Annotated in this window: 18 protein-coding genes; 12 read left to right on the forward strand and 6 right to left on the reverse strand. The window is 42.3% G+C overall.

Annotation, left to right across the window (positions count from 1 at the left end; all coding sequences use genetic code 11):
* Positions 1–426 precede the first annotated feature (426 nt).
* Entirely contained in the window at positions 427–2,214 is a 1,788-nt protein-coding gene (locus M23134_RS13495) for an ABC transporter ATP-binding protein (RefSeq protein ID WP_002696953.1), read from the reverse strand.
* A gap of 851 nt (positions 2,215–3,065) precedes the next feature.
* On the opposite strand from M23134_RS13495, the gene M23134_RS13500 reads away from it, so the two are divergent.
* The 12 genes from M23134_RS13500 to M23134_RS13555 all read left to right on the forward strand — a co-directional run bounded on the left by M23134_RS13500 (position 3,066) and on the right by M23134_RS13555 (position 20,730).
* Entirely contained in the window at positions 3,066–4,157 is a 1,092-nt protein-coding gene (locus M23134_RS13500) for a Glu/Leu/Phe/Val family dehydrogenase (RefSeq protein WP_002696959.1), read from the forward strand.
* 80 nt (positions 4,158–4,237) lie between these two features.
* Entirely contained in the window at positions 4,238–5,659 is a 1,422-nt protein-coding gene (gene nusB, locus M23134_RS13505; protein ID WP_082226565.1) for a transcription antitermination factor NusB, read from the forward strand.
* Between the two features lie 25 nt (positions 5,660–5,684).
* Entirely contained in the window at positions 5,685–5,981 is a 297-nt protein-coding gene (locus tag M23134_RS13510; RefSeq protein ID WP_045113550.1) for a YtxH domain-containing protein, read from the forward strand.
* 800 nt (positions 5,982–6,781) lie between these two features.
* Positions 6,782–7,363: a DUF1573 domain-containing protein gene (locus M23134_RS42065; protein ID WP_002696966.1), complete on the forward strand. Its 582-nt coding sequence runs from the start codon at positions 6,782–6,784 to the stop codon at positions 7,361–7,363.
* Between the two features lie 72 nt (positions 7,364–7,435).
* Positions 7,436–7,777 (forward strand): preprotein translocase subunit YajC, encoded by a 342-nt coding sequence (gene yajC, locus M23134_RS13520; RefSeq protein ID WP_002696968.1) that lies wholly within the window; start codon positions 7,436–7,438, stop codon positions 7,775–7,777.
* A gap of 11 nt (positions 7,778–7,788) precedes the next feature.
* On the forward strand, positions 7,789–8,799 hold the full coding sequence (locus tag M23134_RS13525) for a YbbR-like domain-containing protein (protein ID WP_157558477.1): 1,011 nt from the start codon (positions 7,789–7,791) through the stop codon (positions 8,797–8,799).
* A complete protein-coding gene (coaE, locus tag M23134_RS13530; RefSeq protein WP_002696970.1) occupies positions 8,777–9,382 on the forward strand; it encodes a dephospho-CoA kinase in 606 nt (201 codons plus the stop codon). Before M23134_RS13525 ends, coaE begins: the two co-directional genes overlap by 23 nt.
* Positions 9,379–9,822, forward strand: a complete 444-nt coding sequence (locus M23134_RS13535; RefSeq protein ID WP_053337304.1) for a hypothetical protein — start codon at positions 9,379–9,381, stop codon at positions 9,820–9,822. Before coaE ends, M23134_RS13535 begins: the two co-directional genes overlap by 4 nt.
* Positions 9,823–9,969: 147 nt before the next feature.
* A complete protein-coding gene (locus M23134_RS13540; protein ID WP_002696972.1) occupies positions 9,970–12,912 on the forward strand; it encodes a CHAT domain-containing protein in 2,943 nt (980 codons plus the stop codon).
* 18 nt (positions 12,913–12,930) lie between these two features.
* Positions 12,931–15,522: a CHAT domain-containing protein gene (locus tag M23134_RS13545; protein WP_002696974.1), complete on the forward strand. Its 2,592-nt coding sequence runs from the start codon at positions 12,931–12,933 to the stop codon at positions 15,520–15,522.
* 18 nt (positions 15,523–15,540) lie between these two features.
* Positions 15,541–18,129, forward strand: a complete 2,589-nt coding sequence (locus M23134_RS13550; RefSeq protein WP_045113553.1) for a CHAT domain-containing protein — start codon at positions 15,541–15,543, stop codon at positions 18,127–18,129.
* Positions 18,130–18,147: 18 nt separating this feature from the next.
* Positions 18,148–20,730: a CHAT domain-containing protein gene (locus M23134_RS13555; protein WP_002696978.1), complete on the forward strand. Its 2,583-nt coding sequence runs from the start codon at positions 18,148–18,150 to the stop codon at positions 20,728–20,730.
* Here the strand turns inward: M23134_RS13555 and M23134_RS38075 are convergent.
* The 5 genes from M23134_RS38075 to M23134_RS13580 all read right to left on the reverse strand — a co-directional run bounded on the left by M23134_RS38075 (position 20,727) and on the right by M23134_RS13580 (position 25,578).
* Positions 20,727–21,878 carry a site-2 protease family protein gene (locus M23134_RS38075; RefSeq protein WP_002696979.1) on the reverse strand — a complete coding sequence of 384 codons (1,152 nt, stop codon included), beginning with the start codon at positions 21,876–21,878 and terminating at the stop codon, positions 20,727–20,729. The genes M23134_RS13555 and M23134_RS38075 overlap by 4 nt on opposite strands.
* A gap of 63 nt (positions 21,879–21,941) precedes the next feature.
* Positions 21,942–22,433: a hypothetical protein gene (locus M23134_RS13565; protein WP_002696980.1), complete on the reverse strand. Its 492-nt coding sequence runs from the start codon at positions 22,431–22,433 to the stop codon at positions 21,942–21,944.
* 23 nt (positions 22,434–22,456) lie between these two features.
* The gene (locus tag M23134_RS13570) at positions 22,457–24,586 is read right to left on the reverse strand and encodes a penicillin-binding protein (protein ID WP_045113554.1); all 2,130 of its coding nucleotides are present in this window, start codon (positions 24,584–24,586) and stop codon (positions 22,457–22,459) included.
* A 12-nt stretch (positions 24,587–24,598) separates the two neighbouring features.
* Entirely contained in the window at positions 24,599–25,000 is a 402-nt protein-coding gene (locus M23134_RS13575; protein WP_002696982.1) for an FtsL-like putative cell division protein, read from the reverse strand.
* 185 nt (positions 25,001–25,185) lie between these two features.
* Positions 25,186–25,578: a DUF7009 family protein gene (locus M23134_RS13580; protein ID WP_045113555.1), complete on the reverse strand. Its 393-nt coding sequence runs from the start codon at positions 25,576–25,578 to the stop codon at positions 25,186–25,188.
* Positions 25,579–25,752 lie beyond the last annotated feature (174 nt).

A 25,752-nucleotide genomic window follows, 5' to 3' on the forward strand; every position in this document is an offset into this window, starting at 1 on the left:
CTTCGCCCAGCAACGAGCGTAGCAACAACAATTATCAATCATTGCTCACAAAACGGGTTAGAAGGGCTTCGCCCAACAATGAGCCACAGGCGACAACAAGCATAACAATCAGCGAAGCGGAACAATAGAATTACTAGTTTTCGGTTAACCATGCGGTAGTTATATCAATACTCCGCAGTGATTTTAGTCAAAGTTGTTTGCTGGTTATCAGTTATTTACGAATTTAAAAACTATTTAATTGGGTGTTTGGGCGTAAAACCGACACACTTTTAAAAATAAATTGAGTAAGCAATCTTAATATAAAACACTGATTAACTTCGTTGAGCTCACAAGTTCGGTTTACAGCATTTAACAAGGTAAACATTTACTCGAATCAGCTATCGACTATCGACTAAATACTATGGACTATTGTATATATAACACCCACTACTTCACTCCCTCTTCAGTTTGCAATTGCTTGTCATACAGCTCCTTATAAGCTCCATTTTGTTTAATCAACTCTTCGTGGTTGCCCTGTTCTACAATGACCCCATCGTCGAGCACCAAAATTTTATCGGCAAGCTTTGCCGATGACACCCGGTGCGAGATAATGATAGAAGTACGGTCTTTCATAATGCGTTTGAGGCTGTTCAAAATAGCGTTTTCGGTCTTGGTATCTACTGCCGAAAGGCTGTCGTCCAAAATCAAAATCTTGGGCTCGCGTACAATGGCGCGGGCAATAGACAAACGTTGTTTTTGTCCTCCCGAAAGGGTAATGCCCCGCTCGCCAATGCGGGTGTCGTATTGATGCTTGAAATCTAAAATATTATGGTGCAAGTCGGCATCTTTGGCAGCTTGTTCTACTTGCTCTTGGGTGAGTCCGCTGGTGCCAAAAGTAATGTTGTCTTTGATGCTGTCAGAAAACAAAAACACATCTTGTGGCACATAGCCAATTTGTTGGCGCAAAGTGGGTATGTTATAGTCTTTGATGTTGCGCCCGTCTATCAACACCTCGCCCTGGTGGGTGTCGTACATACGGGTAACCAGCGCCGCTACCGTACTTTTGCCCGACCCAGTAGTACCCAAAATAGCCAGCGTTTCTCCACTTTTGATGTCAAACGATACTTTTTTCAAGGCATTGATGCCCGAATCGGGGTAAATAAAATCAACGTTTTTAAAACTAATTTCACCCACTAATTCAGCTTCTATATTTTTTTCTGAGATAATATCCGTTTTGGTTTTCAAAAACTCATTGATGCGTTTTTGCGATGCTGCCGCCCTTTGGGTAATACTGGTGATCCAGCCCAAGGCTGCCACTGGCCAGGTAAGCATATTGACATACATAATAAACTCTGCCACATTACCCGCCGTAATAGAACCGTTCATTACCCCAATGCCCCCAATATATATGACCAATACACTGCTGAGCCCGATCAGACTTATAATCAAAGGGAAAAATAAAGCCTGTACCTTGGCTAACCCCAAACTCTTTTGACGGTAATCTTCGCTGGCAGCGTCAAAGTTTTTGGCCGAATCCTGCTCTCTTACAAATGCTTTGAGTACCCTGATTCCAGAAAAAGCTTCTTGCACAAAAGTAGACAAGCCCGAAAGACTTTTTTGAATTTCTTCGGAGCGTCGGTTAATAATATTATTGACATAATAAATACTGATAGACAGAAAGGGGAGGGGCAATAAAGTAAATAAGGCAAGTTTGGTGTCTACCATAAACATATAGGTGATGACCATAATACACAATGTACTTAGGTTGATGCCATACATAATGGCAGGTCCCAGATACATCCTTACCTGGCTTACATCCTCTGAGATACGCGCCATCAGATCACCCGTATTGTTTTTGCGGTAAAAGCTCAGGGGCAGAGTTTGGTAGTGCTCGTAAATCTCATTTTTAAGGTCATACTCTATATGGCGTGACATCACGATCATAGTTTGGCGCACCAAAAACAAAAAGAACCCGCGAATAAGTACCATCACCAAAATAAGTGCCCCATACAGCAATACTGTAGAGGCAAACATCCCATACATTTGAGTTTGGGCGTCGAACCCACTATACAATATATAAATGTCAATAGACTCTTTGATCAGGTCAAAGGCATGCCTTACAATTTGGGCAGGTAGAATGCTAAAAAAATTGGAGATGATTATAAAGATAGTACCTAGTATGAGGTGGTACTTATATTTAAGCAAATATTTGTTCAGATAGCTTAATTCTTTCATTCTTATACAAATGATTAATTACGAGTTGCGAATGAGCGTGAATTGCTGATAAATACGCAGTGATACCCACTCATTAGTTGTATTTGGTCAAGTAAGGGTGGGTTTTATAGTTCTTTGCCTTGCGGCAGATTGCAAGCACACCAAGTATGGTTATACATGATAAAACCAGCATCACACCCGTTAATTGAATGTTGTATGCATGCCCAACCAAGATCAAATTTAGACTTATAATCTGATATAATAAAGTAATTGGGTTGAGACTTACACTATAACCCGGTATGGCTGAGAATGGTTCATACAAAAGGCGCACGACTCTACCTGGTTTTTAATTTCATTGAACTTAGCACCGTAAAACTGCCCGATGAATCAGGGTTTAGAAATAACTTCGGTTTTTTAAAAGTACCACCCTTGCCTGCTCTGCACTTGATTTGGAGGCTGTGCGCTTTCATTAATATACATTGGTGTTTAAGGGTTCATAAACTCAGTTGTGAAGACACAAGTCAGGGCGAAAAATAGTGGGACAGCGTACAAGGTAGTCATAAGCTTTGATAAAAAAATAAAAAAAAAAGCGTCTTTTTGTTAAAAAATTCTGCCAAAGTAGTTTTTATAGATACTTGTATTTTCTTCTTTTTTTATAACTATATATAGAATTTGTTGAATAAAAATTTGGCTTTTTATCAAAAGGCTTCTCTTGACAAGCTGTTCAAATACGTCCCGATGTGTTCCCAAATGGAGCCTAAAGCCCTGTAAAGCATTACGATATAGTGGAAAGATGCCACAAAAACACTAATTTTGTCCGGTTAAAAATATATAGAAAGTACATTGTTACACAATTCAATTATTGTCATATTATGAGCGAAACAACATTTCAGGAAGGCTCAGTCTTTGGGCAGGTTGTAAAGAACGAACACGAACAAGTGGTTTTTTGCTACGATAAAGCAAGCGGACTGAAAGCCATTATTGCGGTTCACAATACTGTATTAGGACCCGCAGCTGGTGGAACCCGCATGTGGATGTATAAAAATGAAGCAGATGCATTGAATGATGTGTTGAGGCTTTCGCGTGGTATGACACTCAAAAACTCAGTGGCAGGCATTAACCTGGGAGGGGGTAAAGCTGTCATTATTGGTAACTCACGCACTGATAAATCAGAAGCGTTGTTTCGTTCTTTTGGTAAATATGTAAACAGCCTTGCCGGTAAATATATCACTGCCGAAGATGTAGGCATTGGAACGTCTGACATGGAGTATGTGGGCATGGAAACCGAGCATGTGTCTGGTTTGCCCGAAAGTATGGGAGGAGGGGGAGATCCTTCGCCTGTAACTGCTTATGGGGTATACCTTGGCATGAAAGCCAGTGCCAAAAAAGCCTATGGTTCTGACAGCCTCACGGGTAAAAAAGTATCGGTGCAAGGTGTAGGGCATGTAGGCGAGCATTTGGTAGAGCGACTTACCAACGAAAATGCTACAGTATATATATCAGATATTAACGAAGACAGCCTAAAGCAGGTCTCAGAAAAGTTTGGAGCTACTGTAGTCAACAAAGATGAAATTTATGATTTAGATGTAGATATTTACGCCCCTTGTGCCTTGGGAGCTACCATCAACAACGACACTTTGCAACGTTTGAAGTGTGACATTGTGGCGGGGGCTGCCAACAACCAACTCAGGGATGAAACAGTACATGCAAACGCCTGCAAAGACAAAAATATTATTTATGCACCCGATTTCTTGATTAACTCGGGAGGAATTATTAATGTATATTATGAGATCATCAAAAGTTACAACCGTGACCGTGCTTTTGCTCATACCGAAAAAATATACGATACTACTTTAGAGTTATTTAAAAAAGCGGAAGAAGAAAATATCAATACCCATGAAGCGGCTGTACGTATAGCCCTGAAGCGTATTGAAGATGTGGGTCGACTAAAAACGACATTTTAATTTACATAAGATAAGCAGTTAGTTTGTCATTATTGTGTATTTTTGGCAAACTAACCGCGACTCTTGAGAAAATCACCGAAATGCTGAACAGAAGATATCTAAGGATAAAAGTAATGCAGGGCTTATATGCCCTCGAACACTCCCGTAATGCCAACTACCTGCTCTCTCTTGATCTGATAGAAAAACAGTTCGATACTCGATTTAGCCAACTTGCCGAAGATGAAAAGCAAGTGGGGTGGATATTTGAAAAAAATCACCAAAGAAAGCCTGAAAACATACAAATAGGCAAAAAACTGCCTGAGAAAGTAAGGCAATTGGCATTGGATATTTTAGATGCCTACTGGAACAGCGATGAACAAGAAGCGTTGCAAGAGCAAAAGTTTGCCCCGTTGTTGCAGCAAGTACGAGCGTCGTACAAAGAAGACAACGATGCATTGACCGAAGAGAAGAAAAACATCATGGCTGTTTTTAAAGAGGTATATGAGCAAGAACAGCCCACTATTGATGTTGATGCGTCTGATGTGTCGAAAAAAACACTGGTAAAAGCCATAGACATTTACCACAATAAGCTGCAGGAAGATGTGAAAAACCTGGAAGCACGTTTGCTGCAGCAATCAAGAATTATTTATACCAACTACCTGATTGGCTTGATATGGGTAACCGAGATAGCCGAGCTGGTAAACCTCGAAAAGGCAGCCAAAGCCAGTAGTTTGTTAAAAGCCCCTATTTTTGAGGGTGACTATAAGATGGGGCAAAATGTAGTTTGCCAAACATTAAAAAACAGCGACGCGCTAAAACTTGCCAAAGAGCAACGTAAAATAGACGATGCGGTTTTGCGTACCACGGTGCGGGAATTGTACAAAAAGGTAATCAAAGAAGACGAAGAGTACATTAATTACCAGAAATTAGGGCAAAATAATGCAGAAGACGATAAAAAAATCGTCAATCATATTCTGAAAAATATTATCTTTAAACATGAAATTACCAACTCGTATTTCGAAGAGTTGGATTTGAGTTGGTCTGAAAACCGAAAGGTGGTACAAAGTATGGCTGTAAAAACAATTAAAGCCATTATGGGAGACACCGAAGAGGAAGATGGTGATGCAGAAGAAACGGAAATAACGATCAACAAAAACTTTGAACTTTCGCCATTGTCTAAAAACTGGGACGAAGATGTAGTTTTTTACAAAAACCTCTATAACTTTAATGTAGAAGGTAACCAAAGGTATGAGGACATTATTGCCAAAAAAACCAAAAACTGGGACATTGAGCGCCTGGCGCTGATAGACAAAGTGATTTTGAAAATGGCGATTTGTGAAATGATCAACTTTTATAGTATTCCTGTAAAAGTGACCATCAACGAATACATAGAATTGGCAAAAACCTATAGTACACCCAAGAGTAAAAAGTTTGTCAACGGGTTGCTTGATTCTATTGCTCAGGATTTGATAGAGCAGGGCGATATCAAAAAGAGTGGACGTGGATTGATGGATAATAAGTAAAAGACATCTATAAACTGAAATGATTATGAGTAAATTAGCGAACGCAATTACTGCTTTTGTTGCAGGTACTGCCGTAGGTGCAGCTGTTGGTATTTTGTATGCGCCTGAAGAAGGAAACAAAACCAGAGACAAACTCACTTACCGTTTGTCTAAGCTTAAAGATAAAGTTACCCAACTTACCGAAGAATTAACTCAAGGAAAAGAAGAGATTACCAGTGAGGCTAAGATTCAAGGCAAAAAAGTAGTGGGTGACCTGGAAGCAAGGGTAAAAGACTTAAACAAAGAGTTTGAGGAATTGACCAAGCAAATAAGAAAAGATTAAGAAGTAGCGAAAAAATAAGTAACCGATGTTGAGGGAGAAGTTTTGGTCTGAGACGAGGCGCTTTTAGCCAAAAGTAGTGCTCAGCCGACCTTTTCGTAGCTTCAGCTGTGGGGGTAGCTATAGAGGAGAAACTACCTCTAAACTGCTTACAGCCCCGACTGATCAGGAAAAAGATATTTTTGTCTGTTCCTATCAAACAGTATCGGTACTTTGCTTGTTTAAAAATACCCTGACAGAAGCACCTCATTGCAGGTAACTGACAGGCATATATTCTTTTAGTGACAATGTTCAGAGTACTAGTACAATGGGGATTAAGTAAATAATGAATTAATTTGGATGGATTTTGTTCTCTAACGAATCGTTAAAATGGCGGATAGCCATAGCTATCTAACTTTTTGGCGATGAAGTAAGAGGGCAAAAGTCGCTGAATAAATCATTAGGAATTTAGTTCCCGTTGTACTAGTTTTCGTGAAAAGTTTGTTTGTCAAGCAAAACCTAAGTGAAAACGGTCAATTGTTCTGGAGGGTTTTACCCGAAGTCTCACTCACGGGACAAACACGTTACTTAACTTAGGAATGGTGTAAAAATAAATTTCTATAGTTTAATAAAATATTTTGTTGCTAGACGCGGTACGGCAATATCCAGTGGATGTTGAGCGAGCTTGAGGGAAGGTCGGCTCATAGCATCGCTATTCGGCTATTTTTTAACAAAGTATAGCCTCAAAAGATGAGGTTAAGAATGTAAATTTATTTTGGTACCATTCCTTAATATTGTATAATCTATTTAAAATTTATAAACTGATGAAAAGAAATCTTTTATTGGTAGTGACGTTGTTGTGGGCGTTTACCGCCTGCGACAGCAAGTCAAAAGAGTCACAGACAGAAAATGGTGACACCACTGCAACAGTGGTAGCAGGCAATACTAAAGAAAGTGCTGCTAATAACAATACAGAGAATAACAACAACCAAACGGTAGTATCTACCACTGGTGAGAATAAAACTGAGAGCACCAAACCTACGAACGAAAATGATAACGGCCCTAAAGCCTCTATCAAATTTGAGAAAATGACGCACGACTTTGGCGAAATCACCGAAGGAACCGTAGCAAAACATACCTTTACCTTTACCAACAGTGGCGATGTGCCATTGGTGGTAAAGAGTGCGCGTGGCTCTTGTGGTTGTACAGTACCCGATTGGCCAAAAGAACCCATTGCGCCTGGTAAAACTGGTGAAATCAAAGTTCAATTCAACAGTCAGGGCAAGCCTGGTACTCAAGCCAAAACAGTTACTTTGACTACCAATACTGCTGCTGGTACAGAAGTATTGAACATTAAAGCCCAGGTAAAAGCAGTGGCTAAAGTAAACGGACCTGTAAAAAAATAAATCAGAAAGTTTTTAAAGCCTCCTCAGAAACCTGAGGAGGCATTCATTTATATTATAAAATATAGTTAGAAGATGTTGTTGTTGTTAGAAACGATTTTTTTGCAGGGCAAGGCAGCCGGTGGTGGTGGCAATGCAATGATGAGCCAGCTTTTGTTGATTTTTGGGATTTTGATTGTTTTTTATTTCTTTATGATCCGTCCCCAACAAAAAAAGCAAAAAGCACAGGCGCAATTTAGAGAAGGGCTCAAAAAAGGTGACAAAGTAGTAACCATTGGAGGACTACACGGCACCATTGCTCAAGTAGAAGGAGATGTTTTAACGCTGGAAGTAGGCGATGGAAAATCTATGAAACTTAAATTTGACGTTAACTCTGTATCTGTAGATGCTACCCGTAAGATAGGGGCAAATAACTAAGTCCTAAATCAATGTTCCGAAGCATGGTAAATAAACTGGTACAAGCATTCTTACTTTTTCGCGATAGTAACGCAAAGGTGATAGTTGTATGTTTGTTCTTATCTACTATGCTTTGGTTTACTTTAGAACTCAACAAAGAACAAAGCATAGAAGTGTCTTATCCGGTAAGCTTTGAATACAACGATTCTTTGTTTATTCCCACCACTCCACTCCCCAAGCACATTCGTATCATGATCAAAGGCACCGGCTGGCAGGTCTTATCCAAGTACTTTGGTTTAAGCGGCAAGTCAGTAGTATACGATATCAATGGCATGCTGCAAAGTTATGTGGATGGCAGTATCCACAAAAAAACCTATATATTACCTGCTTTGCCTCAGAGCCAGGCAAAAATACGCAAATCGCTGGAAACGGTAGAGTTGTTGGGGGTATTGTCAGATACTTTGTCTTTTACCTTTGACCGTCGCGCCAAACGTACATTGCCATTGAGCATTTACCATGAAAAAGCGTTGGCAGAGGACTTTCAAATAGATGGAAAAGTAACTATAGAGCCTCAGTTTGTGGTTTTTGAGGGACCCGAAAAAATGGTAAAGAACCTGGCAGACCCTTTTATGCTTGAGCTGCCAGAAAAAAATATTAAAACAGCCTATGACAATGAGGTGACAATTAGCTTGCCTGCCAACCAACAAAAACTCATTGTTCAGGATAAAAAAACCGCCAAAATACAGTTTGATGTGGCAAAGTTTATGTCCAAAACATTTAGAGTACCCGTAATGGCCAAAGGGTTTCCTTCCTCTACACAGTTTACATTGTCTAACCGGGCAGTTCAGTTAAAATTCCATTTCAAAGCATCAGACCTGGGGCAAATAAGACTCAAAGAATTTAAAGTGTATGCAGATTTTAGTGAGCTAAACCCTGCAGACTCTACGATTAAGCTTAAGTTGATAAAACCTGCAGTGGTGACTGACTATCAGATGGTGCCCAATAAAATCAAGCTAAGGAATGTCGAAAAAAAAGATTCTTAAAATCGGAATAACTGGTGGGATAGGTTCTGGTAAAAGCATCATCTGTCGTATTTTTGGTTGTGTTGGAGTACCCATATACGATGCCGACAGCAGGGCAAGGTGGATTATGAACAACCACCAAGCGTTGCAACAAGAAGTAACGGCCGAGTTTGGCACTGAAGCTTATGATAGCCAAGGGCAGCTCAACCGCCCTTATATGGCAAAACAAGTGTTTAACGATAGTAACAAAGTAAAAACTTTGAATCAATTGGTGCACCCCAAAGTAGGGCAAGACTTTGCTGCCTGGGTTCAGCTTTATCCAAACGCACCTTATTTGCTCAAAGAAGCAGCTTTGATGTTTGAATCAGGAAGCCACCAGGCGCTTGACCGTGTAATCACTGTTTTTGCGCCTAAAGATGTGAGAATCAAGCGAGTATTACAACGAGATCCTCAACGATCGGAGGAACAGGTAAAAGCCATATTTGGCAAGCAACTTGCAGAAGAGGAAAAAATAAAGCGTGCTGATTTTGTGGTATACAATGACGACCAACAAATGGTTTTGCCGCAGGTTTTACGGTTGCACGAGCAATTCTTGAATTTATGAACGCAAAACTTCTTTTATTTTCTAACCTCCTGATTACGTTTTTTTTAATGGGGCTTATTTGGCTGGTACAGATGGTACAATACCCTGGATTTGCCAAAGTAGGAGCCGAGGCTTTTCATACCTACCATCAACTACACGTAGAGCATATTGCCTGGGTGGTGGCGGTGCCTATGGTGCTAGAGCTACTACTTGCTTTGGGTATGCTTTTTATTCGCCCCAGCCAATTAGACTTAATACTAAGTGTTCTTTTGTTTCTTTTGGTAGGTGCTACCTGGGTCATTACTTTTTTTGTGGCAATGCCTTACCACGACCAATTGGCAAACCAGGGTTTCGACGCTGAAATTATTAAAAAACTAATCAATATCAACTGGGTACGCACGGCAGCCTGGACCCTGCGCGGAGGCATTCTGGCTTTTATTGTGTATCGGGTGTGGCATTAAAGCCTGATGGTAGGGGGCAACCTTGCCTCTCAAAAATACGGAACCTTCATTATTGCATATCAGTTTAAAATAAGAGTTAGATTTGTGTGTAAACTATACAGAACTCATCTCCATGAGTTTGCTACAACGACCTGATAACTTATTTTAATGAGCACAAGTATTCAAACATTCTTTTTCACCTTATTTTTTACTTTTTCTCTTGCCTTTCATCTTCAGGCAACCCCTGCTGACAGTCTCCGGGCACGCCTTTATTGTAAAAAAGCCGACGCTTTGATGCAGCATAACCGATATGTAGCCGCTATTTTGTTTTGGGACAAAGCAGCTGCAATATATGCCCAAAACCTGCGTTGGCAACGCCACCTCAATTGTCAAAATGAAGCCACAGAGTGCTGGTGGCGTTTGGGTAAGCTAACAGAAGCCCGCAAGCTTGCCCACAAAGTAATAAAAATGAGTAACGCGTATTTGGGACCTGGGCATTTGGTGGCATCAGTCGCTTACAATCATTTGGGGGTAGTAGACCAAATGAGCGGCCAATATGTAGAAGCCATCGTACACCATCAACAGGCGCTCATTATGCAGAAAAAAGCGCTGGGCATCAATGCGATACATTCCGAAATAGCCCACACCTACCGCAATCTGGGCGTTGTATCGAGGGTGGTACACAGGTATTACAAAGCAGAAGAGTATTTATTAAAATCTATTGCCATAGCGCGCACGTTGTATGGGGAGGGTGCCGCAATGGCAGGACTGGGCTACCATTACCTGGGCACTGTTTTTCATAGCAAATATGCCTATAGCCAGGCGCTGGATTATTATTACAAAGCAGCAGATATTTACCAAAAACAGCTCCCGGCAAATCATACCTATCAGGCAGACAATCTTCATAGTATGGGGCAAGCCCTGCAGCAACAAGGCAAATACCTAAGTGCGCGTATTGCGTTCGAAAAAGCATTGAAAATATACCGCAAAATATACCAGGTAGAACACCCTTCGGTAGCTTTGGTGTTGAATAGCCTGGCGCAGTCTTACCAAAAAGGACGCCAGTACAAGGCAGCCCGACAGCATCATCAACAAGCCCTGCAAATGTACGAGACCATATACGGAGACGCACACCCCGACATTGCCCAAACTTACCTCGACTTAGGCAGTGTGTTGATCTCGCAGCCGAACAAAAACTATCCATTGGCGCTCAAATACTTTGGCAAAGCCCGTGGCATGCAAATGACACTATACGGCGACCATCACCCAATATTGGCCAAAAACTATGTATATACCGGGTTAGCCTATTTTCAACAAAATAAATATCAACTGGCGTTGCGATGGTTTCAGAAAAGCTTGGTAGCAAACGTGTATAATTTCAAAGATACCACGCTGTTTACCAATCCACCTTTGACCTACTATTTTAACCGTAAATTTTTGTTGAAAGCATTGCGTTTCAAGGCTGAATGCCTGAATTACCTGGCTACCCAGGGGAAAAACAAGCAGCAATTATTGCTTGCTTTGGAAACCTTGCGTCTGTGCGACCGTTTGGCAGACCGGATGCAGTTTGACCAACAAAATCGACTAGACCAATTGCTTGCCGAAGAGCGTAACCAAAGCATTTACCAAAAAGCGTTTGTGATAAGCGCCCAAATAGCTTTGTCTTATCCCAAAGGCACTACCTTGCGCCGAAAGTTTATTACCGAAGCATTTTATTTTTCAGAAAAGAGCAAATCGCAAGTATTGCGTAAGTCTATGTCGGAGCTGGAAAACCAGCGGAAAAACCTGGTGGCAGATACGCTGAGGCAAAAAGACTTGAGCTATAAACAACAAATTGCTTTTTTTGAGCAAAAACTGGCGCAACGTTCTCAGGGCATACAGGCACAAAACTACCGCAATCAATTGTTTAAGGTAAAACAGGCGTATCGCCAATGGGCAACCGCCTTAAAAAAACAATATCCCCGGTTGCACGCCCTGCGCAACAAGGCAAACCTTGCTACCTTGCGGCAGATTCAAAACCGTTTGTACTCTAAAACTGCTGTGATAGCCTATACCCTGGCCACCGAGCAAAGTTATGCTTTTGTGATTACTGCGTCTCAAGTACGTCTGATTCGTTTGGGGAGCACTGCCCGGCTTACCACCTTGATCAATGATTTTTACAACGACATTCAAAACGAAAACCCGATGGACTCATTTGTCAAAGCAAGCCATCAACTGTATCTTGCCCTGATGCGTCCACTCATTCCTTATTTGGCGTATCAAAACGAGTTGGTGATTACAGAACCTACCTTATTGAGTGTGCCTATGGAGGCGCTCATTATGCGCAAGCCCCCGCGTTGGTTGATTCAAAAAGGACAGTTCAACGCCTTGCAATACCTCAACCGCCGTTTTCAAATGCATTACCATTATTCGGCGAGCCTTTGGTGGCTCAACCAAAAAGGCCCTACCCACCACCAGCCGCCTGCTCCGGTAAGGTTTTATGGGTTTGCCCCGTTCAATCAAAAACTGCCCGTGAGCAGCGCAGAGGGGCAGTTGCCCAATAGTGGGCTTGAGGTCAAAGCCATTGCTCAATTGTTCAAAAACAGGCGGCAAGCCAGTTATACCTATTTGTCTACCCAGGCTACCTTGGGGCAATTTGTAAATAGCCTGCAAGAAATGCCCGAAACCGAAGGCGTTGCCCACATCTTGCACATTGCCAGCCACAGTACCGCCAACCTCAACGAAGACCGTCTGGCACGCATTCATTTTGCTCCTCAGCCCCAGCCCGACTCTACCTATTTGTATGCCGAGAGTATTTATTATTTGCCGCTCAAGGCGCAATTGGTCGTATTGAGCAGTTGTGAGTCGGGCGTGGGCAAGTTTGTTCCCGGCGAAGGGGTAATGTCTTTGGCGCGGGGTTTTTTGCACGCGGGTGCCAAAAGTGTGATTTCGTCGTTGTGGGAAGCTGACGACTACTACACCAAAAAACTGATGGTATTGCTCTACCAAAACATATTGTACCACCGAAAAAACTATACCCAGGCGCTACACGCTGCCAAGAACCAATTGGTTGCCCAAGAGCCTTATTTGCACCCCAAATACTGGAGTAACTTTATATTGATTGGACGCTAAACAAACCTCACTCACTCTATGAAAACCTGGATCATTTTTTTACTCGCCCTTTTATCATTCAATGCCACTCATGGGCAAACCAAAGTAGATACTTTAGAGGCGCATCGATTAGTAAAGGAGGGGAAGAAACTACTCTTTACTCAGGAAGGGTATAAAGCTTTAAAAAAGCTTCAACAAGCCAGTAACTTATTTAAAGCGCAAGGTTTTGAGATACAACAGGCGAAGTGTATTATGTATCAGTTGTATTGTTATGGATGGTTAACTATTCATAATCCTAAGGTGCTATTGAAGGCGGAGTATGCTTTGAAAATATTTCAGAAACACAAAGATTTTTTTAATGTAGCCAAGACCTATGCTATCCTGGGGGGGCATTACGCTGATTCAGGAATAGATATTGACAAAGCACTCTTTTACTATCAAAAATCTATAGCTATTTATCAAAAAAATGGTTATAAAATGAGTGTGAATGTAGCTTGGCTATGGAATAGTATAGGTAATATATATATGGTTCAAAAAAAATATAAGAAAGCCGTTACTTGTTTTGAAAAAAGCCACCAAATGCTGCAAAAGTTGTTGCCCGTAGGAGATGCTCGTTTGGGTTACTACTTTTCGAATATGAGCCTGTGTTTTCGAGCGCAGAAAAAATATGATGTGGCAATTAAATATTTACGGCAAGCAGGCAAGTATAGTAAGGGAAGGAGGGAGGGGTATTATAGTAACTTGGGAGATTTATACCTCTTTCAAAGTAGGCTTATATTAAGTGAGCAGTATTACCTGAAGGCACTTGCACTAGCCAAAAAACGTTACAATGGAAGACATCAAAATATAGGAGGTATTTACGAGAGTTTGGCTCGTTTATCTATTGAAAAAAAAGATTATTTTTCAGCATTAAAGCGTGTACAGAAAGGACTTAGTTATTTAGTGAGTAATTTTATAGATACTTTGGATATTTATCATCATACCAGTGTGAGGAATAGTAAACATCCTTATATGTATTTATATTTACTACTACATAAGGCTAAAGCATTCTCCTTGTTTTCTGATAGCTTAAAAGACCTCAAAGCCTCTCTATATAATTACCAATTGTATGATAGTGTCACCATAGAAGTGCAATCTCAGAGCAACCATCGAAACTATTATTTTTCCCAAAAGATATATCCTGAAGCCATTCAAGTATGCCAACGATTGTACGCCAAAACCCAAGACAAAAAATACCAACACCTGGCGTTTTATTTTGCCCAACGGAGTCATGTTAATGTGCTTGCCAAGTCAGTGCAGACGCGCCGGGCTCAGGCGGTGGCACAGTTGCCCGATTCCTTAGTCAATCAAGAGATGTATTTGAAACAACAGCGGGCGTACTATCAGCAAAAAGCATTGACGGCAAGCAATGCTCGGCAAAAAACAGCGTACCAGGATTCTATTTTTAGAGTGCTCCGCCAACAAGATATGCTCAATGAGGCTTACGCCCAAAAATTCCCCAAATATTACCGTTTACGGTTTCAGAGCAAGCCGGCAACCGTGCCCCAGATCCAGCAAAAACTAGACAGTCAATCGGTGGTGTTGAGCTATGTTTGGGGCAAGGAGCAAAGCCATGTGTTGGCCATTACCCGTGACAATTTTCAGGTATACACTTTGCCTCCCCAAAAACAGGTAACCGCGGCTTTAAATGCCTACTACAATGCCCTGCAACAAGCGCAACGTTTGCCAGTTTTTGCCCGCAAGAGTTATCAAGCGTACCAATGTTTGCTGGCGCCCCTGCAAAAGCTATTGCGCACCAAACAAAAAATAATAGTAACCAACCCTACCTTATTGAGCGTGCCTCTCGAAGCCCTGGTTACCCAACCTTATCAATCTACCTGGGGGGCTTTTGGTCAGTTGCCTTATTTGGCGAAACAACATACCCTAAGTTACCATTACTCGGCGAGCTTGTGGTGGCAAAACGAGCGCCGCCCTTCTTTGTCTATCAAGCGTCAACGCCTCCATTTTGCGGGTTTTGCCCCGTTTAGCGGGGGCAAGGGGCAAGTCATGACCACCCGCGCCAACGAGGGCTTGTTGCCCGAAAGCAAGGCAGAGGTAAGCGCTGTGTACAATTTCTTTAAACAAAAAAAGCACGAGGCGGCTGCCTATTTGTCTAAGGCGGCTACCCGGCGGGAGTTTTTACGCCAGGTGAGCAAATTAGACATCTTGCACATTGCGAGCCACAGCACCGCCAATCTCCGCGAGGCACGCCTGGCGCGCATTCATTTTGCTCCTCAGCCCCAAGCTGACTCTACCTATTTGTATGCCGAGAGCATTTACTATTTGCCGCTCAAGGCGCAATTGGTGGTATTGAGCAGTTGCGAGTCGGGAGTGGGTAAGTTTGAGGCGGGCGAAGGGGTCATGTCTTTGGCGCGGGGTTTTTTGCACGCGGGTGCCCAAAGCGTGGTTTCGTCGTTGTGGGAAGCCGATGATGTGTACACCAAAAAACTGATGATTTTGTTTTACAACCAGGCATTGTTTGGGCAAGTGCCCTACAGCCGCGCCTTGGGCTTTGCCAAACGCCATCTGCTCAGCCAAGAACCCACGCTCCACCCCAAATACTGGAGCAACTTTATATTGATTGGACGCTAAACCAACAAGATGCACTATATGAAAACACTGATCATTTTTTTACTCGCCTTTTTATCATTCAATGCCACTTATGGGCAAACCAAAGCAGACACTTTAGAGGCACATCGGTTGTTTGAGGAGGGGGAGAGGTTATTATTTGCTTACAAAATGCATAAAGCCTTGCTGAAATTTCAAAAATCAGCTAAAATATTTAAGGCACAAGGTTTTGAGATACAACAGGCGAAGTGTATTACATATCAGTTGCATTGTTATTGGTTGCTATCTATTTATAGCCAACGGGTGCTATTGAAGGCAGAGAGTGCCTTGAAATTATTTCAGAAGCACAAAGACTCTGTAAATGTAGCCAAGGCCTATGATATCCTTGGGGATTATTATTCTGATTCAGGGATAGATATTGACAAAGCACTCTTTTACTATCAAAAATCTATAGCTATTTATCAAAAAAATGGTTATAAAATGAGTGTGAATGTAGCTTGGCTGTGGAACAATATGGGTTATATATATGTAGATCAAAAAAAATATAAGAAAGCCGTTACTTGTTTTGAAAAAAGCCACCAAATGCTTCAAAAGTTGTTGCCCGCAGGAGATGCTCGTTTGGGTTACTACTTTTCGAATATGAGCCTGTGTTTTACGAAACAAAAAAAATATGATTTAGCAATTAAATATTTACAACAAGCTGGTAAGTATAATAAAGGAAATAGGGAGGGGTATTATATAAAGATAGGAAGGGTATATTTTTTTCAAAATAAATTATTATTGAGCGAGCAGTATTACCTGAAGGCACTTGCAGTAGCTAAAAAACGTTACCAGGGAAAACATCAAAACATAGGGGAAATGTACGGTAGATTAGCTCGTTTATCCATTGAAAAAAAAGACCCTTTGATAGCATTAAAGCAGCTACAAAAAGGTCTTAGTTATGTAGTGAGCCATTTTATAGATACGCTCAATATTTATCAACACTCTACTGCTGAAAATAATAAAAACGTCTTAAGACATTCAATCTTGCTTCGTCATAAAGCCCAGGCCTTTTCTTTACTTTCTGATAACCTGAAAGACCTCCAAGCTTCTTTGTATAATTACCAATTGTATGATAGTGTCACCATAAAAATACAATCTCAGAGTAGCCATCGAAACTATCATTTTTCCCAAAAGATATACCCTGAAACCATTCAAGTCTGTCAACGATTGTACGCTAAAACCCAAGACAAAAAATACCAGCACCTGGCGTTTTATTTTGCCCAACGTAGTCACGCGAATGTGCTTGCCAAATCAGTGCAGACGCGCCGGGCTCAGGCAATGGCTCAGCTGCCCGATTCTTTGATCAACCAAGAGTTGTATTTGAAACAACAGCGGGCATATTATCAACAAAAAGCACTGAGGGCAAGCAATGCCCGGCAAAAAACAGCGTACCAGGATTCTATTTTTAGGATGATCCGCCAACAAGATATGCTCAATGAGGCTTACGCCCAAAAGTTTCCCAAATATTACCGTTTACGGTTTCAGAGCAAGCCGGCAACCGTGCCCCAGATCCAGCAAAAACTAGACAGTCAATCGGTGGTGTTGAGCTATGTTTGGGGCAAGGAGCAAAGCCATGTATTGGCCATTACCCGTGACGATTTTCAGGTATACACTTTGCCTCCCCAAAAACAGGTAACCGCGGCTTTAAATGCCTACTACAATGCCCTGCAACAAGAACAACGTTTGTCAGTTTTTGCCCGCAAGAGTTATCAAGCGTACCAATGTTTGCTGGCACCCCTGCAAAAGCTGTTGCGCACCAAACAAAAAATAATAGTAACCAACCCTACCTTATTGAGCGTGCCTCTCGAAGCCTTGGTGACTCAAGCTTACCAACCTGGTTGGGGGGCTTTTGGTCAGTTGCCTTATTTGGTGAAAAAACACCGCTTGACTTATCATTATTCGGCGAGCTTGTGGTGGCAAAACGAGCGCCGCCTATCTTGGTCTGCCACGCACCGCCTCCGTTTTGCGGGTTTTGCCCCGTTTAGCGGGGGCAAGGGGCAAGTAATGACCACCCGCGCCAACGAGGGCTTGTTGCCCGAAAGCAAGGCAGAGGTAAGCGCCGTGTACAATTTTTTTAAGCAAAAAAAGCATGATGCCGCTGCCTATTTGTCTAAGGCGGCTACCCGGCGGGAGTTTTTACGCCAGGTGAGCAAGTTGGACATATTACACATTGCGAGCCACAGTACCGCCAACCTCCGCGAGGCACGCCTGGCGCGCATTCATTTTGCTCCTCAGCCCCAGTCCGACTCTACCTATTTGTATGCTGAAAGTATTTATTATTTGCCGCTCAAGGCGCAATTGGTGGTATTGAGTAGTTGCGAGTCGGGGGTGGGCAAATTTGAGGCGGGCGAAGGGGTCATGTCTTTGGCGCGGGGCTTTTTGCACGCGGGTGCCCAAAGCGTGGTTTCGTCGTTGTGGGAAGCCGATGATGTGTACACCAAAAAACTGATGATTTTGTTTTATAATCGGGCGTTGTTTCAAAAGGTACCCTACAGCCACGCCTTAAGCTTTGCCAAACGCCAGTTGCTCAACAAAGACCCCACGCTACACCCCAAATACTGGAGCAACTTTATATTGATTGGACGCTAAACAAACCACGCTCACTCTATGAAAACCTGGATCATTTTTTTACTCGCCCTTTTATCATTCAATGCCACTTATGGGCAAACCAAAGTAGATACTTTAGAGGCGCATCGGTTGTTTGAGGAGGGGAAGAAGCTATACTTTGCTTATAAAATGCATAGTGCTTTGCTGAAATTTCAAAAATCAGCTGAAATATTTAAGACACAAGGTTTTGAGACACAACGGGCGAAGTGTATTAGATATCAGTTGTCTTGTTATCGGCTGCTAGCTATTTATAGCCAACAGGTGCTATTGAAGGCAAAAATCGCTTTGAAATTATTTCAGAAGCGTCAAGACTCTGTAAGTGTAGCCAAAGTCTATGATTACATCGGGGATTATTATTCTCGCTCAGGGGTAAACACTGAAAAAGCAGTTTTTTACTATTACAAAGCCGCCAAGATTTATCGAAAAAATGGTCTGCGGCTACGTTTAGCTTGGTTGTGGAATGGCCTAGGTGGGCTGTATCAGTCTCAAGGAATGTATGCAAAAGCGATAGAAGCTTATAATAATAATTATCAATTGCTCAAAAAAATGATTCCCGAAGGAGATACTAGATTTAGTGTTTATTTTATAAGGATGGGCATTTGTTTTATGAAACAAAAAAAATATGATTTGGCACTTAAATATTTACAACGAGCCCGTAAATACATTCAAAGAGGGTGGGAAGGTTATTACACCAATATGGGATATTTATATTTGAGTCAAAATAAGCTTTTATTAAGTGAGCAGTATTACCTGAAGGCGCTTGTGGTAGCTAAAAAACGTTATAATGGAAAACATCAAAATATAGGGTCTGCTTACGGAAACTTGGCTTGGTTATCCATTAAAAAAAAGAACTATTTGGCAGCATTAAAGCGTGTACAAAAAGGACTTAGTTATGTAGTGAGTCACTTTACAGATACTTTGAATATTTATCATCATACCAGTGTAAAAAACAGTAAGTATCCTCATAAATATTTATATTTACTACTACGTAAGGCTAAAGCATTCTCCTTGTTTTCTGATAGCTTAAAAGACCTCAAAGCCTCTATATATAATTACCAATTGTATGATAGTGTCACCATAGAAGTGCAATCTCAGAGCAGCCATCGAAACTATCATTTTTCCCAAAAGGTATACCCCGAAGCCATTCAAGTCTGCCAACGATTATACGCCAAAACCCAAGACAAAAAATACCAACACCTGGCGTTTTATTTTGCCCAACGTAGTCACGCGAATGTGCTTGCCAAGTCGTTGCAGACGCGTCGGGCTAAAGTAATGGTGCGTTTGCCCGATTCCTTAGTCAATCAAGAAATGTATTTGAAACAACAGCGGGCGTACTATCAGCAAAAAGCATTGACGGCAAGCAATGCCCGGCAAAAAACAGCGTACCAGGATTCTATTTTTAGGATGATCCGCCAACAAGATATGCTCAATGAGGCTTACGCCCAAAAATTCCCCAAATATTACCGTTTACGGTTTCAGAGCAAGCCGGCAACCGTGCCCCAGATCCAGCAAAAACTAGACAGTCAATCGGTGGTGTTGAGCTATGTTTGGGGCAAGGAGCAAAGCCATGTATTGGCCATTACCCGTGACGATTTTCAGGTATACACTTTGCCTCCCCAAAAACAGGTAACCGCGGCTTTAAATGCCTACTACAATGCCCTGCAACAAGAACAACGTTTGTCAGTTTTTGCCCGCAAGAGTTATCAAGCGTACCAATGTTTGCTGGCACCCCTGCAAAAGCTGTTGCGCACCAAACAAAAAATAATAGTAACCAACCCTACCTTATTGAGCGTGCCCCTCGAAGCTTTAGTTACCCAACCTTATCAATCTACCTGGCGGTCTTTTGGTCAGTTACCTTATTTAGTGAAACAACATACCCTTAGCTACCATTATTCGGCGAGCTTGTGGTGGCAAAACGAGCGTCGCCTATCTTGGTCTGCCACGCACCGCCTCCGTTTTGCGGGTTTTGCCCCGTTTAGCGGGGGCAAGGGACAAGTCATGACTACCCGCGCCAATGAGGGCTTGTTGCCCGAAAGCAAGGCAGAGGTAAGCGCCGTGTACAATTTTTTTAAGCAAAAAAAGCATGATGCCGCTGCCTATTTGTCTAAGGCGGCTACCCGGCGGGAGTTTTTACGCCAGGTGAGCCAGTTGGACATTTTGCACATTGCCAGCCACAGCACCGCCAACCTCCGCGAGGCACGCCTGGCGCGCATTCATTTTGCTCCTCAGCCTCAAGCTGACTCTACCTATTTGTATGCCGAGCGCATTTACTATTTGCCGCTCAAGGCGCAATTGGTGGTGCTGAGCAGTTGCGAGTCGGGGGTGGGCAAGTTTGAGGTGGGCGAAGGGGTCATGTCTTTGGCGCGGGGTTTTTTGCACGCGGGAGCCCAAAGCGTGGTTTCGTCGTTGTGGGAAGCCGATGATGTGTACACCAAAAAACTGATGATTTTGTTTTACAACCAGGCGTTGTTTGGGCAGGTGCCCTACAGCCACGCCTTAAGTTTTGCCAAACGCCAGTTGCTCAGCCAAGAACCCACGCTCCACCCCAAATACTGGAGCAACTTTATATTGATTGGACGTTAGTACCTTGTGTTTTCTAAAGCCTGAATAAATTGTTGGAGGAACTCTTCTTCGGCAATGGCCCCACCTTTATCGGTAGACTGACTCAGGGCTTCCAGTGCTTGATAGGCTTCTTGTAGTGCGGCTTGGTGGGCACCTTCTGCCCACCAAATGGCTGCTTTGCTTTTGTGTATCAAGTGAGTGGGAGTTACTGCATTTATTTTGGCTTTTTGCAACGTTTCTTGTGCCTCTTGAGGTTTTTGTAAATAATAGGCCTGATAAAAAGCCAGGTCTAGCCAAAGCATTGCCTGGTACCCGGTAGGTATGTGGTGCCTGCCTGCCAATGCCTCTAATAAGTAAGGATAGGCGGCGGCTGGTTTTTGCTGGTCTATCAGGTGGGTGTACATGTACAGCTGTAAGTAAGGAATAAAAGGGTGGGCGCGTTCACTTTCGAGTATTTGGGCAATGGGGGCTACATTTAAATGGCGAGGACGAATGCCCGAAGAAGAAGCTACTGTGGTAGTAAGTACGACTAAATCTATGGTGGTTTCTTTTCCGCCTCTTACCAGGTTTAGTATGCGGGCACCATCAGAAAAAAAGCCTTTAGAGCGCATAGGGATAATGGTAGTAAAAAATATCATGCCTGACAGGGTGCCGCTCAATAACCAAAAACTGGAGAGTGTTCCCCCTTGAGCGTGGTGATTGGTAAAGTAATACGCACTCAGGCAAAACAGAGCAAATAATAGGCTGGCTATGGGACCACCTGCCACAAACTTAATGAAATTGTGCCTTAGGTTTTGCTCTGTTTTGGGTAGGCACAGGGCAAGCCCACCCGCAGCATTGAGGCGGGTATTCCAGCGAAAGCGAATTTTTTCTCCTTCTTTTTGGAGCATAAAAGGACCAACGGTGACCATACGAAATTCAAATCCTACCCACCATCCGGCAAGCACATGCCCCCCTTCGTGTACGATGAGTACCAGTAATACAACGCCCAGCAAAACAGGCAACAAGGCAAGTTTATGATACAGCGATGGAGTGTAGAGGTTGTCTTGCAGAAGGTAGGAAAAAAAATAACCGCCCAAGGCACCAGTGAGTAAAATAATGGAGAGTTTGACCCAGGCAGTCAGGCTGCGTTTGGGGGCTTGGGGTACACCACGAGAAGAAGTATTCATGAGCTACCGAATAAGGCAATGAATAAATCAAAACAAGGTACTTCTCCTAGGGTCAATGTCATATCAGTTTAAAGTAGTATGGCGGTTTGCTTCGTCTTTACTGCGTTTGGTGAGGTAGTCGAGCACTTTGTATTGTTCGCCCGCCTGCAAAAAATGTACTTGTTCGTAACGGGTAGAGTCGCCGTACTGAACCGAGGTATACACCAGTCGCTTATTGTTTTGGCTGTCACTCAATTTAGATACTTGATTGAGCTTGTACCCATTGATTCCGTTGTATTGTTCGTTTCGTTGTTTGAGCCACTGAATCCACTCTTCTTTGGTGCGTTGCTTAAACATGTTTTTGTCAAACATAGCCACTGCTTGCTCATAGTTTTTGCTTTGCAAGTGATTGTAAAAACTAATGGCGACTTTGATTGAAGGGTCAGTTTGTGGGTTGAGGTAGATATAGACACCTCCTCCTATACCTCCAACCAAGACAATAAATAACAAAAAACGGGTAAAGCCACCTCCTTTTTTCTTGCTGGGTGTTACTTGTTGCTTTTTCTTGTTCGACATAGTGAGCTAATCTGTTGTGGTGGTTATTTTTTAAGTATGAGTAATATTTTGCCATCAGAAGGAATAGAAGCGCCCGGCATGACCGATTGGCTCTTTACCCTGCCTCGTCCGGCAAATGACACCTTCATTTTACGGTTTTCGAGCACATAGAGCGCGTCGCGTAGGGTCATTCCTATGACGTTGGGCACTCCTTTGCTTGACAAACGGTGTTTTTTCCATTGTACAGCCAGCTTACGACGAAAAGGTCTTACCCAGTCCATAGTACCACTGCTGTCTACAGTAACTACATTCAATTCTTTGGCTATCACGTTCAAATCTTTTTTATGACCAATGTGTTTTCTGGGAAAGTTAGATACGTCTGCCATTGTAAAACTGCCTGAAGAACTCATCTGGCGCATTTCTACGTCTCTGGCGTGTAACTGGTCAGCTATTTTTCTAAATACAGGAGCGGCTATGCCACCACCCGAACGTTTGCCTCTGCGAGGGTTATCTATCACTACAATGCAGCTATACTTGGGATTGTCGGCCGGAAAGTAGCCCACAAAAGACGTCTTATACTGTTTGACATATCTTTTGCGTCCTCCTCGGTTTACTACTTTTTGCGAAGTACCGGTTTTACCCGCAATTTGGTAAGCCCTGCTATTGATAGAGCGGGCAGTACCTCGTTGAACCACTCCTCTTAATATTGTTTGAGCTTTGCGTAAAGCCTCTGGCGAGCACATTTGTTCATTGAGAATGATAGGGACATATTGTTTGATGCGACGATCAGCTTTGCGAATTTCTTTGACAATTTGTGGCTTCATCAATTTGCCATTATTTGCTATGCCATTATACAGGGTAAGTATTTGTAAAGGCGACACCTTACACTCGTAGCCTATAGACAACCACGGAATAGTAACCCCACTCCAGGTAGGGTCAGTAGGGCGTTTGATGATAGGTTGTGCCTCCCCTACAATCTGAAAATTGAGTGGTTTGGCTAACCATAATTTTTCAAAATAATCAATCAATAAATTTCTTTGGGGGTCGGTCTGGTTAAAGTACTTGTTCATTAATTTAGATACACCAATATTTGACGAGTACTCAAACGCCTGTTGTACAGTTAAGCGTCCCCCGGGACCATCATCAGTCATTACTGCGTCGGCATAGCGAAACCTTCGGTTACCTGTTTCTACCGTATCGTTTAGTTTTACATCGGTATGCTGAAACAAAGCAAGCGCCGAAGCAAGTTTAAAAGTAGAACCTGGGTCTATGCTTCCATAGTCGCCAATGGCATAGTTATAACGTTCCGAAAAAGTGCTGTCTTCTTTGGTTCGGCTTAAGTTAGCCATGGCTTTTACATACCCGGTTTTTACATCCATGATTACTACACAGCCAAAGTCTGCGTCTGTAGTAATCACCCTGTTTTCCAAGGCGTTGGAGGCCATTTCTTGCATATTTACATCAATAGAAGAGTAAATATCGTAGCCATCTATTGGGCGAATTCGAGAGTTAGTCTGAATAGGTTTCCAATCGCCCCCGGCAATTTTTTGATACAAAGCCTCTCCATTGATTCCGGCAAGTGTATCATTAAAGCTTTTTTCCAACCCTACAATTCCACTTCCCTTTTCATCAATTCGCCCAATCAAACGTTCGGCCAGGTCACCAAATGGGTAAGTACGTTTAGATATTTTTTCAAACAATACTCCTCCTCTGCGTTGTCCCTGATTGAAAATAGGCCACTTGGCAAGGCGTTGTTGTTCGTAGTAATTAATGGGGCGATTGGTCAATACCAAATAACGTCGTTTGGCAAGTCGGGCATCGTTTATTTTTCGGTAATATTCTTCTGAGGTTTTGTCTTTGAAATGCTTCGAGAGCGAATCACACAAAACCGCGATGCCATTTTTATAAACCGAGTCAGCCGCTATCATAGGGTCAAACGATAGCTTAAAACTAGGTACAGAGGTAGCAAGCAAGGCATCGTTTTCGGCGTATATATCTCCTCTGATGGCCTTTGTTACTTTGTAGTCCAGGGCGTTTTCTTTAGCAATTTTTTGCCATTTATCTTCTTCTACAAACTGAATGTACACCACCTTGGCAATGATAGCGGTAGATACAACAATAACCGCCAAAAACGACAGTTGTACCCGTATCAATATGTCACGTTTTATACTCACTTTTTTGCTTTTTTACTTTTCGGTGTTTTCTTCTTGATTTTTCTTAAGCTTTATTTTATACAAGTTTTTATTGCTTTCTTTTAGCCTAAGTTGCTTTTCTTCTACTGCTTTTATAATTTCTGATTGCTTGCTCGAATACATAAACTCTACCTTACGCGAAGTATAGTTAGAGCGTAGGTTTTCTACCTGAGACTCCAGTTTGTTGGTTTGGCGGATCATGCTTTCGGCATAGTGAGAGTTGCCGATGTAAAATATACCCAATACTGCCAAAAATACCAGGTGGGGAATATAGTTGGTTGGAATACCGTTTTCTACCAAACTGTCGATTCGGTTGATGGTATTGAGCAAACTAATGTTACTTCGTTTGCGTCCTTTTTTTTCTTTTATAGGTTTTTTGGGCGTATTTTCTGCCATTGTTTTGTCAGGTTAATAGTCATTGGCAAACTACAGGTATTTGCCAATTTTAAAAGCCTCAAAGCCTTATAATGCCTGTTTTAACTAAGTCTATCCTACAAGTTTAACCAAAAAATAGAAATAAAAAAAGTAAATACAAGGGCTTGTGCCAAAACCCATACAATGGTTTCCAAAACCACTGCCAATCAGCAAATATTAGGGTTTTCCGGGTCTTTTGCCAGTTCCCAGAAGGTGTCAGCCTTGTCTTCTTCCTCACGGTCGTTGCAGGGAAAATCTTTTTCTATCAACACATGTAAATGTTGTGCGGTTTCGGGCAGCTCCTGATGTACTTCAATGCCTACTTGTGAAGTATTGATCCAGGTGTTGGCAATGTTTGCTGGCAAATATACAGTAATGTCGTTTTGCTGCAAAGTAGCACTTACCTGAGTACTATCTGCCACTATTTGTAGAGAAAACGTAAGCGTTGTTTGAGGAGAAAACTGCACCGATTCGCTGACTATTTTTTGTTGGCGAAGTGTGTCTAAATCCGATTTTCTCACCCTTATTCGCAAGCTGTTATGTGTACAACGTAATTTCATTATTTTATTGGTTTTTAATGATCCACAGCGTTAAGTAGGTACAAGCTTCAAGCGACAAGTTCTTAGATACCGATGCATATCGGTGCCTCGCAAGCGGGATGTCGGCATAGTTCCTACTAGGCAGGTCCTGTTTAACTATGTTGAGCTCATTTGTAGTACATTGAGGGTCAAATA

The sequence above is a fragment of the Microscilla marina ATCC 23134 genome, assembly GCF_000169175.1.
In the GTDB taxonomy this organism is placed as follows: Bacteria; Bacteroidota; Bacteroidia; order Cytophagales; family Microscillaceae; genus Microscilla; species Microscilla marina.